The organism is Bradyrhizobium genosp. SA-3 (genome assembly GCF_004212635.1).
GTDB lineage: Bacteria > Pseudomonadota > Alphaproteobacteria > Rhizobiales > Xanthobacteraceae > Bradyrhizobium.
The window spans coordinates 24,907-37,454 of sequence record NZ_PSRT01000040.1 but is presented as its reverse complement, the minus strand read 5'-3'; the positions used below and the strand labels follow the sequence as shown (position 1 = coordinate 37,454).

The window sequence follows — 12,548 nt, the reverse complement described above, 5'->3', positions numbered from 1 at the left end:
ATGACCGAGCGTGTCGTCAGACTGCCCGACGTCGGCGAAGGCATCGCCGAAGCCGAGCTGGTGGAGTGGCAGGTAAAAATCGGCGATCTCGTGCGCGAGGATGCTGTGCTCGGCGCCGTCATGACCGACAAGGCCACCGTCGAGATTCCCTCTCCAGCTGAAGGACGTGTGGTCTGGCTCGCCGGCAAGGTTGGCGACGTGCTTGCGATTGGCTCCGACTTCGTCCGGCTCGACGTGGACGGCAAGGGCGAAACGTCCACCACGACTGCGGCGCCGGCAGTGCAAACGACGGGTGCGCCAGCGCGAAAAGCGGGTCATGCGGCGCGCGCCACGCCAGCGATCGCACCCGCGCATGTTGCACCCTCCCTGCAGCCTCTGGCGACACCGCCCCGTCGCGAAGGCGAACGGCCATTGGCAGCGCCCGCGGTCCGGCTCCGCGCGCGCGAGGCGGGAATCGACCTGCGCCAGTTGCACGGCTCCGGCCCGGCCGGTCGGATCACCCACGACGATCTCGACAGCTACATCGCACGTGGCTCCGACGACGCGCCCGCGCTGCGGAGCCGACCCAAGACCGCCGTCACGGATACCAAGGTCGTCGGCCTGCGCCGCAAGATCGCCGAGAAAATGTCAATCGCAAATGCACGGATCCCGCATATTACCTATATCGAGGAGGTCGACGTCACCGCGCTCGAAGATCTTCGCGCAAAGCTCAACGAGCAGAAGCGCACCGACAGGCCCAAGCTGACGCTGTTGCCGTTCCTGATGCAAGCTATCGTGCGTGCCGTCGCCGCACAGCCCGAGCTCAATGCCCATTTCGATGATGAGGCCGGCATCGTGCACCAGCACGCCGCCGTCCACATGGGGATTGCGACGCAAACCGGGGCTGGCCTCATGGTGCCGGTCGTCCGCCACACGGAGGCGCGCGATCTCTTCGACTGCGCGGCCGAGATGATCCGGGTCACCGAGGCGGCGCGGAACGGCACGGCGACGCGCGACGAGCTCATCGGTTCGACCATCACGATCACTTCACTCGGCGCGTTAGGTGGGCTTGCGACGACGCCGATCATCAATCACCCCGAGGTCGCGATCGTCGGGGTTAATCGAATCGCAATACGTCCGCACTGGGACGGCGCAAGCTTCGTGCCGCGCAAGATGATGAACCTGTCGTCGAGCTTCGATCACCGCGTGATCGACGGTTTCAACGCCGCGCTGTTCGTGCAGCGGATCAAGACGCAGCTCGAAACGCCCGCCATGATCTTCATTGACGCATAAGACTATGAACGACACCACCTGTAAGCTTCTCGTCATAGGCGCGGGCCCCGGCGGCTATACCTGTGCGATCCGGGCCGGCCAGCTCGGCATCGACACCGTGATCGTAGAGGCCGAAAAGCCGGGAGGCACCTGCCTCAACATCGGCTGCATCCCCTCGAAGGCCCTGATCCACGCAGCCGACACTTACGAGACGGTCGCACGTGCCGCCGACGGCAAGGCTCAGCTCGGCATCTCCGCCCAAAAGCCGTCACTCGACTTCACCAAAACCATCGCCTGGAAGGACGATATGGTGCGGCGTCTCAATGGCGGCGTGAGCGGACTCTTGAAGCGCGCCGGCGTCAGATACGTGGCCGGACACGCGAGCTTTCACGACGGCAAGACCGTCGAGGTTCAGACGACCAATGGCGTTCAGCTGATCCATGCCGAAACCATCGTGATCGCGACGGGCTCGGCCCCGATCGAACTACCGTCCCTTCCTTTCGGCGGCCGCGTCATCTCATCGACAGATGCCCTCGCGCTTGCCGAGGTGCCGGCGCGGCTGGTCGTTGTCGGTGGCGGCTATATCGGCCTCGAACTCGGGACGGCCTTTGCGAAACTCGGCGCCGACGTCACCGTGGTCGAGGCCACACCGCGCATCCTGCCGCAATATGACGGCGAGCTGAGCGCCCCCGTTGCCAAGCGGCTCCGTGCGCTGGGCGTTACGATCCTGATAAGCGCGAAAGCCAAGGAGTTGGTCGCGGAAGGCACGGCGCTTCTGATCGAAACCGCCGACGGCGGACAGACAACGCTCGAAGCCGACAAGATCCTGGTCACGGTCGGCCGTAAGCCCGCCACGTCAGGCTTCGGCCTCGAGCTGCTCGATCTCGATATGGACGGCCCCTACATCCGCATTGACGATCGATGCCGAACTTCGATGCGCGGCGTCTTCGCGATCGGCGACGTCACGGGCGAGCCAATGCTGGCGCACCGCGCCATGGCGCAAGGCGAGATGGTCGCCGAAATCGTCGCCGGCCACCGTCGCGCCTGGGACCGCGTCGCAATTCCCGCGATCTGCTTCACCGATCCCGAGATCGTCACGGTCGGCCTCTCACCAAGCGAGGCGCGGGACAAGGGTCTTGAGGTCAAGACCGATCTGTTTCCGTTCAAGGCCAGCGGTCGTGCGCTCACGCTGGATCGGGACGACGGCTTCATCCGCACCGTGGCGCGTGCCGACAATCATGTCCTGCTCGGGATTCAGGGCGTGGGCCCGGGCCTCGCCGAGTTGTCAGCGGCGTTCAGTCTGGCGCTGGAGATGGGCGCGCGCCTCGAGGACATCGCCCTGACCATCCATGCCCATCCGACTCTGAGTGAGGGCTTTCATGAGGCTGCGCTGAAATCACTAGGCCATGCAATTCATGTCTAAAACATAAGGGGGGAACCATGAGCCAGTCCACGACCTTTGCCGACGCTGCAAGCGGTGCGAGAAGCAGCATCGAGACCTCGACCATCCGCGCCATCTCCTGGCGCCTGATTCCGTTCCTGGTGCTGGCCTACTTCTTCTCCTATCTCGACCGCGTCAATCTCGGCTTCGCCGCGCTGACCATGAATGCGGAGCTGAAGTTCACGCCGCTGATCTTCTCCTGGGGCGCCGGCATCTTCTTCATCGGCTACTTCATCTTCGAGGTGCCGAGCAACCTCGCGCTGGAAAAATTCGGCGCCAGCCGCTGGATCGCCCGCATCATGGTGACCTGGGGCATCATCTCGGCGCTGATGGCGCTGGTCAGCGGCGTCACGAGCTTCTACGTTTTGCGCTTCCTGCTCGGCGTCGCCGAGGCCGGCTTCTTTCCCGGCATCATCCTCTATCTCACCTACTGGTACCCGGCCGAATACCGCGCCCGTTTCCTGGCAGCGTTCGCCATCGCCGTGCCGGTCTCGACCGTGATCGGCGCGCCGGTCTCGGGCCTGTTGCTCGGGCTCGACGGCATCATGGGGCTGAAGGGTTGGCAGTGGCTCTTCATCATCGAGGGCATCCCCTCGGTGCTGCTCGGCCTCGTCACCTGGTTCTATCTCACCGACAAACCGGAGAAGGCGAATTGGCTTTCGGCCGAGCAGAAGGCCTGGCTCAAGGCCAAGCTCGATTCCGAGATCGCCATCAAGCAGGCGGTGAAGCATCCCTCGCTCGGGGAGGCGCTGTCGTCGCCGAAGGTGATCGCGCTCAGCCTGATCTATTTCGGCTTCGTCGGCGCGCTCTATGGCATGCAGTTCTGGCTGCCGCAGATCGTCAAGGCGTTCGGCCTCACCAACGCGCAGACCGGCTTCGTCACCGCGATCCCCTATCTGTTCGGCACCATCGCCATGATCCTGTGGGCGCGGCACTCCGATGCGAGCCGCGAGCGCGTGATGCATGTCGGCGCGCCGCTGCTGCTCACCGCCGTCGCGCTCGGCATCTCCTCCTATCTCACCGATCCCACCCTCACGATGGTGGTGCTGACGGTGGCCGCGATCGGGGTGTTCTGCTGCTTCGGCGTGTTCTGGACCCTGCCGACCGCTTGGCTGTCCGGCACGGCGGCCGCCGGCGCCATCGCCCTCATCAACTCGGTCGGCAATCTCGCCGGCTTCGGCGGGCCCTATCTGATCGGCTGGGTCAAGGAAGCCACCGGCCAGACCTCGACCGGCCTGCTCGTGCTCGCCGTTCTGCCGCTGATCGCCGGCATCCTGGTCTTCGTCGGCCGCCACGACAGCAAGCACGAGTTTGCTGAACAGGGGCGGTAAGTCTTTCCGGCGGCGCCGGCGCAGACTGCACGATCGCGGCCTTGACCTGTTGCGCCGCTACGGCTACGCGGGCAAGGAACAAGCGCGTGTTCGCTGAGATGGACGCGCATGGCTCGGGCGGCGACGGCGCGAACGGCTCGGGCTCACGGGGGCACGCGCACTATCGCAGAACGGTCGCTAACAATTCAACGACGTCCTCGCCTTGGAAACAGCCTATCGCGAATGTAGCGCGAGGTCGGAGTCAATCTGGCGCCATGCGGCTTACGCCAAACTGCTCTATCGATCTCCTTCTTGTCGCCGACCTTCAAGCGCCCTGACACTTTCTTTGCCAGGAAAATCGCATCACTCATGCGGCGACCGGACCGGCGATTCTTCGCCTTCACTTCCTTCCAGAGTTTCAGTGGCCCAAGCTTCAGCTTGGGGAGTTCCTCCTTGATCTCACGACGAAGGCAGCGCCTGTCGCTCTCGCCGGCTCGCCGGCGGCCGCCTGGAAACATCCAGAGCCCGTCACGCTTGCGTCTTACCATCAGGACGCGGCCTTTCTTTGCGACGACCAGCTTCGACGATTTCGCCATCACGACCAGTCCTGCTGCACCCGCTACACCAAGCTCTTGGCAAGATAGCCCTCAATCTACGGGCAAATGATCGCCTTGATGATTCCATCTCGTCGCGCGACCTGTTGCTCGAACGCGGCAGGCGTCTGGTCGAGCGAGAAGTGGTGCGTCGCCAGCGGCGTGAGCTTGACCTGTCCCCCCTGCGCAAGCGCGATGGCCCGCGGATAAACCTCCGGCATGCGACGCGAAAACTTGATCGACAAGCCCTTTCGGCGCGACTCCGCACCGCTCAGGACGTACTGGTTGTTCTCGGGAATGCCGACGAGAACGATCCGGCCACCGATACGCGCACAGCGCGCCGCATGCTCGAAACCGTGCGATGAGTCGGTCGCCTCGATCACCAGATCGACGCCGCGGCCTTCGGTGACGTCCGCGACCCCGGCGTAGCTACGGCACGCCACATCCGCACCGAGGTCGCACGCCAGCGCGGTGCGCTGCTCGACCGGGTCGATCGCAATGATCTTTCCGGCACCGGCGAGCCGCGCGAGTTGCACCAACAACAACCCCACGGGCCCGCAGCCAAGCACCGCCACGGATTCCAGAAGTCGCGGACGCGCCAGGTCCATGGCATGAATCGCGACGCCGAGCGTCTCCAGGATTGCTGCACCGGCCGGGTCGATGCTGTCAGGCACCAAATGCACGGCGGATCTGGGCACGCAGACAAATTCGGCCATGGCGCCATTGTGTGGCGCGTAGCCGAGGAACTTCACGTTGGGGCAAAGATTGGTATGGCCGCGGTGACACCATTCACAATGGCCGCATGGAATGGAAGGATCGACCGCCACCAGCGCATCGGCCGACAGTCCCGCCTTGCGCGCCGAGTCCGGCGTGAGGACACCCGAGAATTCATGGCCAAGGACGAACGGCCTGACGCGCGCCGGGCCGGTCGTTCCGCCCTCGAGGTAGGAATGCAGATCGCTGCCGCAGACGCCGACCGCCTTGACGCGGACGATGACATCGTCCTCCGCGACCGGCCTCGGTTCGGGGATATCGAGGATGCGGATATCGCGAATGTCTTGGAGCACCGCAGCGCGCATGTCGACGCCATCTCTCTTTGAGCAATTGTCTTTGACATATTACATATGTAATCATGACGTGACAAATGCTTTTGCGTCTCTCCGGGACAGCACGGTGCGATCGCGCCGGCATCGCGCCAGGGCACGGATCTGACACTCGTTGCGAGGGCTATTTTTGCTTGTCGATCAGCTTCAGCGCGGCGACGGCGGCGTTCTCGTCCGTCACCAGCACCTTGCCGATACGGCCGCGTAGTACCGCGGCGATGATGGGCGCCTTGTTGAGGCCCCCGGCAATCAGCATCGAGGTCGGCACGCGCGCTAACTTTTCGAGCGGAAGCGCGATGGCGCGGCTGTTGATGCCGTGATCGATCGGCCGGCCGGACTTGTCGAGAAATTGCGCGAGCACGTCGCCGACGGCGCCTGCGGCCCGCAAATGCTCGATACGTACGTCCGGCGGTAGACCATGCCGCACCAGCAGCGACCGCGGGGTCAGATCTCCCATGCTCAACAGCGCAAGATCGATCCGCTCGACGCTGTTCAGCACCTCCTGATAGACCTCCTGGGCCAGGAAGGTATCACGCGAGCGCCGGCTGCTGGCAAAAATCGGGGCGGCCAGATAGCTGCACTGGGCGTGCAGCCGGTGCGCGAGCTCGCCCGCGATTTCGAAGGTGTTGAGCTCGAGTCCGCGCGACAGTCCGCCCATCATGGAGACGATGGAGAGCTCGGGATAGTCCGCCGGCGTGACGTAACGGATGGTCTCGCGCAAGGTCGCGCCCCAGCCGATACCGATGATGCGCGGCCGCTTCTGCTCGAGGAATTTCGACAGATACGAGCCTGCCGCCATCCCGATCAGGCTACCGACTTGCTCGGGATTCTCCGGGGTCGGGATGACGACCGCGTCCTCGAGGCCGCATTCCCGACGCAACCGGTGCTCCAGCTCCGTGCAGCTCGCAAAGGCGGAGTTGAGGCGGATGTTGACGATGCCGGTCTGCCGGGCATCCGACAGCATGCGGTTGACGCGGGCACGCGTCAGCCCCAGCCGCTCGCCGATCTCGGCCTGGGTCAAGTTCTCCATGTAGTAGAGCCAGGCGACCCGCAGGATGGTTTGATCGGTCACGGCGCAGCCCCCCGCAGCAGCCTCAAAGCATAATCAGACGTCGGAGCATTTGAGGCGATCTTTCGTTGGTCGTCAAATGTGGGGCCATGCGGACGCTCGTCATGCGGCCTTCGCCCCCGGCACGCCGTCCTCGACCACAAAGGTCGTCAGCCGGCGTACGGCGCTCTTGACGTCCTTGACGTCGTCGAGCGCCTCGAATCCTACAGTGCAATGCCGGGTGTCGAGCTCGACGGTCGCATAGCCGCGCTTGTCGCCACGCGCATAGACGAGATGTTGATTTTCCGCCAGCGCCTTGCGCACACCGGTCTCGCTCGGCCCGTCCGAGGTGATGGAGGTGCCGACGAACTCGGTCGCGATGGTCGGACCATCCGGCCGGGCAAAATCATGCTTCAGATCGGCGGTAAAGAAGGCGTGACGGTCGCCGCCGATCACGATCGGATTGCGCCGGCGATGCGCGACGAGCGAATCAAGAAGACGGCGCCGGGCGTTGGGATAGCCGTCCCAGCCGTCCATCCAGAAGTGCGCGCCGTCGTCCCCTTCCCGCTTGTCCTGCGCCATCAATGTCTGCTGCGCGACGATCGTCCAGCGGCCGCGACAGTCGCGCAGGCGCGCCTCAAGCCATTGTTCCTGTCGCTCGCCCAGCATCGTCCGCGCCTCGTCCGTCCGGCCTGCACAGTCAGTCGCCCAGGTTGGACGTCCGCTTCCGACACAGGCCGATGCCGAGCGATATTGCCGGTCGTCGAGCAGCAGCACGTCGAGCACGTCGCCGAAGCGATAGTGCTCGTAGATCGTGGCATCCGCGCCCCGTGGGCGGGCCGAAGGCGGCAGTGGCATGTGTTCGTAGTAGGCCTGATAGGCCGCCTCACGGATCTTCAGGAACTGGCCGCGATCGCGCACGCTGTAGGAGCGATCATTGGCATAGTCGTCCATCACCTCGTGGTCATCCCAGACCGAAAGCCAAGGAAAGGCAGCGTGCGCCGCTTGCAGGTCAAGATCGCTTTTGTAGAGCGCGTAGCGGTTGCGGAATTCCTCCAGCGTCGTCGGGATCCCGACGCCGTGCTGGCGGACGTGGTGTGATCCCCAGGATTTCTCATAGATGTAGTCGCCGAGATGCACGACCAGGTCGAGATCGCGTGCGGCCATGTCGCGGTAGGCGGTAAAATAGCCTTGCTCGTATTGCTGGCAGGATGCGAAGGCAAAGCGGAAAGGACGCCCGGACTCGGCCGGTGCGGTTCGGGTGCGACCGACCGGGCTAAGCGCCGGACCGGCGCGGAAGCGGTACCAGTAGACACGATCGGGCCGCAATCCCGTCGCCTCGGCATGCACGGAATGCGCAAGCTCCGCTGCTGCCCGCACGACGCCGCGGGAGGCGATGCGCGAGAAAGCCTCGTCCTCAGCAACCTGCCACTCGACGTCCACCGGAGCGTCCCGCATGCCGCCGCCTTCGAGAGGTTGTGGCGCAAGGCGGGTCCACAGGATGACGCCATCCTGTCGCGGGCATCCGGACGCGACACCGAGCGTGAAGGGATCTGCACTGAAAGAAACCGGCGCTCCCCGCACGAACCCGGCGGGCGCAACGGCGACGCTCGCCAACGATCCCGCAAGAAACCGGCGGCGGGCAATCATGGACGCGCGGGCACGGTTGCGAGCTTGCGGCGAATGCTCACGGCGAGATCGGGCCGGTCGGTCGTGATCTGCCGCACCGGCTGGGCAAGCCAGTAGGCGATATCCTCCGGTTCATTCGTCACCCATGCACCGAGACGCTCGGATCCGAGCACTTTAAGGGCGAGCGGCAGCGTGAGCCCCAGAAGCGATTTTTCAACCGCGACGATGCAGCCGGGAATGGCGGCAAATTGCGCCAGCGCGGATTCTATCCCACCCATCATCTCCGCCGAACGGCGGTCGAGCGAGGCGAGCACCCGCGCCTCCGGCCATAGCCGGCGTACGGTCTCGATCACGCCCGGCACGAAGCAGGTGATGACGCGCGCCGTTCCAGACCCCGGCGCCTGATGTCGTCGATCAGCCGCGCCTCCAGACCCGAATAGGGATTGCCGAGCGCATCCGTCTTGATCTCGATGTGGAGCTCGAGCGTCGTTTCGATGAACACGTCGAGCACGTCGTCCAAGGTCGGAATGCACTCATCGCCGGCGTCGCGAAGACGCGTCGCCGTCAAGCGCCTCAGACTGCGCTCGCCAACCGGTCCGCTATCGAACGTGGTGCGGTCGAGCAGCGGATCATGGATCACGACCAGCCCGCCATCCGCGCTTTGATGGACGTCGAACTCGACCGCATCGACCCCCTCCCTGCATAGGTTGCGGAAGCCCATCAGGCTGTTCTCCGGCCAAAGATTGCGCGCGCGCGATGCCCGGCGATGAAAACCATGATCGATCCCTACTTGCTGCTGTCGATAAGACCCTTGATGAACCAGCGCTGCAACAGCAGGACGACCAGCGCCGGCGGCAACATCGTGAGGAGCGCGCCGCTCATGGCGATGTTCCAGGCCGGCTCGCTGTCGGAGCGCGGAATCAGCCCCTTCAATGCAATGACCGCCGTGGCCATGTCCTTGTCGGTCGTGAACAACAACGGCCAGAGATACTGATTCCAGCCGAACAGGAACAGGATGATGGCAAGCGCCACCATGTTCGGCACCGACAGCGGCAGCAGGATGCTCCAGAAGAAATGCAGCGGCGACGCACCGTCCAGCCTCGCCGCCTCGCACAGCTCGTCTGGCACCGTCAGGAAGAATTGCCGAAACAGGAAAGTGGCGGTGGCCGAGGCGATCAGCGGCAGGATCAGCCCGGGATAAGTGTTGACCATGTTCCATTCGAGCGTGATCGCGATGTCGTGACCGCTGATCCAACCCCACAGATCCGCCACATGCAGGGTGTCGACGAGCCATTGCAGGGGCAGCGCTGCATTGGCCACGGCTTCGAAGGTCGGCACGATCCGAACCTCGATTGGTAGCATCAGCGAGACGAAGATGAGCCAGAATGCGAGCATTCGGTAGCGGAATCGAAAGTAGGTGATCGCGAAGGCCGACAGCAGCGATACCGCGATCTTTCCGGCGGTGATGCCGAGCGCCACGACGATGGAGTTGGTGAAGGTGCGGCTGAAATTGCCCTTGCTCCACGCCAACTGCAGATTGTCGAAGAACTGGCTGCCCGGGAGCCACGGCAGCGGCACCTTCTGCACCTCGGCGACCGTAAGCGAGCCCGCTACGAACGCGAAATACAGCGGAATGCAGACCGTCAGCGCACCGGCGATCAGGATCGCGTGACAGACCATGCTAAGGACCGGTGAGCGCTCGACCATACGGCTAGACCCCGTAATTGACCTTACGGTCGAAGTAGCGGAACTGCAGCAGCGTGCAGATCAGCGCGAAGCTCATCAAAAGAACCGATTGCGCGGCCGAAGAGCCGAGGTCGAGATTGACGAAGCCATCGACGAAGACTTTGTAGACCAGGATGTTGGTTGCGCCGGCCGGACCGCCTTTGGTGACGGCATCGATGATGGCGAAGGTTTCGAAGAAGCCATAGATGAAGTTCATCACGGTGAGAAAGAAGATGGTAGGCCCGAGCATCGGCAGCGCGATCGAGACGAAGCGCCGGATCGGACCGGCGCCGTCCACCGCGGCGGCCTCCATGAGCGATACCGGCACCGCGAGCAGACCCACGACCAGGAAGATGTAGTCATAGCAGATGTGCTTCCATGACGCTGCGAGTGTCACCAGGATCAGCGCGTCGGTCGGATTGAGGTTGGGATCCCAGGCAATGCCGAAACTGTGCAGCACCTGCGCGAGCGGGCCAACCGCCGGATTGAACAGGAAGGCCCACAGGATACCGGCGATCGCGGGCGCAATCGCATACGGCAACAGAATGATCGTGCGATAGATCGAGCGACCGCGCACGATCCTGTCGGTGGCAAAGGCGAGCACCAGCGCGCTCCCCAGCGTGAGCACGTTCTGCGCCACCGTGAACCAGAACGTCACCGTGATCGACTGGCGATACTCGCTACTCGCAAACAGCATCTTGAAATTGTCGAACCACACGAACTGGACGTTGGTTCCAAAGGGATCACTGAGCAGGACGGATTGCATCAGCGCCCGCAGCGACGGGATGAAGAAGAAGAACAGCAGGATCAGCAATTGCGGCAGCAACAGCAACGTCGGCAGGCCGGGGCCATCGCCGAAATTGGCTCGCTTCAGTCCTGCCTCTTGCTCGCGGCGCCGCGCCTTTGCGGGCGCTCGGGATCCGCCAGCCGTCGCACCCGCCCCGACCTTGGACTGGCCGCCCCCGTGCCTTCTCTGAAGCACGGGGGCGCGCCCATCACGCCAAGGAATGGATAGTCGTAAAGTCATGGACGCTCGGTTTCCGGAGTCTTCCCGGCGTTGAGCTTCTCGAATTGCCGCAAGATCTCGTTGCCCCGCTTGACCGCGTCATCCATCGCCTGCTGCGGCTGCTTCTGACCGGCAAAGACAGCCTCCACCTCCTGGCGCTGGGCCAGCATCGTCTGCACGAAATTGCCGAAGCGGAAGCCGCGCGAGTTCTCATTCGGCGTGCCACGCGAGAGCTGTAGCACGGCAATTTCTCTGGTCGGGTGATCCTTGTAGTAGCCACGTTCCCGCGCAAGCGCATAGGCCCGGTTCGTGGCGGGAACGTAGCCGGTTGCGCCATGCCACCACACCTGGGTTTCCGGCTGGGCGACAAAGTTCAGAAAGGCCGCGACGGCCTCGTATCGCTCCGGCGTGTGGCCCTTCAGGACCCAGATAGCGCCGCCGCCGATGGTGCTGTTGAGGGGCGGATTGATATCGCTCTCGTGCGGCAGGAAGGTCGCGCTCCAGTTGATGGTCGCATTGCGCTCGATATTGCCGTGCGATGCGGTCGAATTGACGAACGTCGAGCACCGTCCCGACGTGAACAATTGCTCTGGGCTGAAGCCCTGGCCCGCGATCTGCATCACGCCGTCGTCGAGCCACTTCTTCAAGCGCGCGACTTGCGAGACCACCTTGGTTTTGTTGTAGACGAACTCGGTCCCAAGCCCGTCAAAGCCGTTCGCGAGCGTCCCGTAAGGCTGGTTGTTGATGGCGCTGTAGTTCTCAAGCAGGCTCCAGTAGAAATCGCCGGGCAGCACCGTGCCGCATTCGCTAATGCCCTTGGACTTGATCGTGTAGAGCTGCTTCTCCAACTCCTGCCAGGTGTCGGCCGGCTTGTCGAAACCGGCCTTCTGGAAGTGATCCTTGTTGTACCAGAAGATCGGCGTCGATGAGTTGAACGGCATCGCCGACATCCGACCCTTGTAGCTCCAGAAGCTTGCCACAGGCTTGATGAAGTCCGAGAAGTCGATCTTGTAACCCTTCTGGTCCATCAAGTCCTGAACGGGTACTACGGCCCCCGAGAGCAGCATCGTCATGTAACCGCGCTCGGCGATCTGCACCATTTCCGGTGGCCGCTTGGCGCGATAGGCGGCGATCACCCCGTTCGTGACCTCATCATAATTGCCCTTGGCGACGGCGACGACGGTGTATTTGTCCTGCGATGTGTTGAACTTCTCGACAAGCTCATTGAGCCGGTCGGCCAGGACGCCGCTCATGGCGTGCCACCATTGCACCTCGACCCGCGCCTGTACCGGACCGGCCAATGCCAACACGCCGAACAAGGCCGCAATGAATGCGACTTTCCTACCCATAGGCAGCCCTCCCTGGCCGGGCAGGACGCCCGGCTTTTTACATTTGTATTCCTATCATGACATATGTGTCGAGATGATGAAAGAGGGTCGGCT

12 protein-coding genes are annotated in these 12,548 nt (G+C 63.6%); 3 read left to right on the top strand and 9 right to left on the bottom strand.

Features of this window, described 5'->3' with window-relative positions:
* The 3 genes from CWO91_RS15940 to CWO91_RS15930 are packed head-to-tail and all read left to right on the top strand — an operon-like array spanning position 1 to position 4,023.
* Positions 1–1,272, top strand: a complete 1,272-nt coding sequence (locus tag CWO91_RS15940) for a dihydrolipoamide acetyltransferase family protein (protein ID WP_130214285.1) — start codon at positions 1–3, stop codon at positions 1,270–1,272.
* A gap of 4 nt (positions 1,273–1,276) precedes the next feature.
* Complete coding sequence (gene lpdA / locus CWO91_RS15935; RefSeq protein WP_130214284.1) at positions 1,277–2,674, top strand: dihydrolipoyl dehydrogenase; 1,398 nt, start codon at positions 1,277–1,279, stop codon at positions 2,672–2,674.
* A gap of 17 nt (positions 2,675–2,691) precedes the next feature.
* Positions 2,692–4,023, top strand: a complete 1,332-nt coding sequence (locus tag CWO91_RS15930) for an MFS transporter (protein ID WP_130214283.1) — start codon at positions 2,692–2,694, stop codon at positions 4,021–4,023.
* 185 nt (positions 4,024–4,208) lie between these two features.
* Here the strand turns inward: CWO91_RS15930 and CWO91_RS15925 are convergent, their stop codons facing one another.
* The 9 genes from CWO91_RS15925 to CWO91_RS15890 form a co-directional block, all read right to left on the bottom strand.
* On the bottom strand, positions 4,209–4,598 hold the full coding sequence (locus CWO91_RS15925; protein WP_130214282.1) for an NUDIX hydrolase: 390 nt from the start codon (positions 4,596–4,598) through the stop codon (positions 4,209–4,211).
* Between the two features lie 56 nt (positions 4,599–4,654).
* Complete coding sequence (locus CWO91_RS15920) at positions 4,655–5,674, bottom strand: zinc-dependent alcohol dehydrogenase (protein WP_130214281.1); 1,020 nt, start codon at positions 5,672–5,674, stop codon at positions 4,655–4,657.
* Between the two features lie 148 nt (positions 5,675–5,822).
* A complete protein-coding gene (locus CWO91_RS15915) occupies positions 5,823–6,770 on the bottom strand; it encodes a sugar-binding transcriptional regulator (RefSeq protein WP_208753032.1) in 948 nt (315 codons plus the stop codon).
* 99 nt (positions 6,771–6,869) lie between these two features.
* Positions 6,870–8,396 carry an alkaline phosphatase D family protein gene (locus CWO91_RS15910; RefSeq protein ID WP_130214280.1) on the bottom strand — a complete coding sequence of 509 codons (1,527 nt, stop codon included), beginning with the start codon at positions 8,394–8,396 and terminating at the stop codon, positions 6,870–6,872.
* Positions 8,393–8,689 (bottom strand): hypothetical protein, encoded by a 297-nt coding sequence (locus CWO91_RS43730; protein ID WP_208753030.1) that lies wholly within the window; start codon positions 8,687–8,689, stop codon positions 8,393–8,395. The genes CWO91_RS15910 and CWO91_RS43730 overlap by 4 nt, the downstream gene beginning before the upstream one ends.
* Before the next feature lie 35 nt (positions 8,690–8,724).
* Positions 8,725–9,096 (bottom strand): glycerophosphodiester phosphodiesterase family protein, encoded by a 372-nt coding sequence (locus CWO91_RS43725; RefSeq protein WP_208753029.1) that lies wholly within the window; start codon positions 9,094–9,096, stop codon positions 8,725–8,727.
* 65 nt (positions 9,097–9,161) lie between these two features.
* The gene (locus CWO91_RS15900; RefSeq protein WP_130214279.1) at positions 9,162–10,082 is read right to left on the bottom strand and encodes an ABC transporter permease subunit; all 921 of its coding nucleotides are present in this window, start codon (positions 10,080–10,082) and stop codon (positions 9,162–9,164) included.
* Between the two features lie 4 nt (positions 10,083–10,086).
* A complete protein-coding gene (locus CWO91_RS15895) occupies positions 10,087–10,974 on the bottom strand; it encodes an ABC transporter permease subunit (RefSeq protein ID WP_245471277.1) in 888 nt (295 codons plus the stop codon).
* Between the two features lie 149 nt (positions 10,975–11,123).
* Positions 11,124–12,455: an extracellular solute-binding protein gene (locus CWO91_RS15890; RefSeq protein ID WP_130214277.1), complete on the bottom strand. Its 1,332-nt coding sequence runs from the start codon at positions 12,453–12,455 to the stop codon at positions 11,124–11,126.
* Between the last annotated feature and the right edge of the window lie 93 nt (positions 12,456–12,548).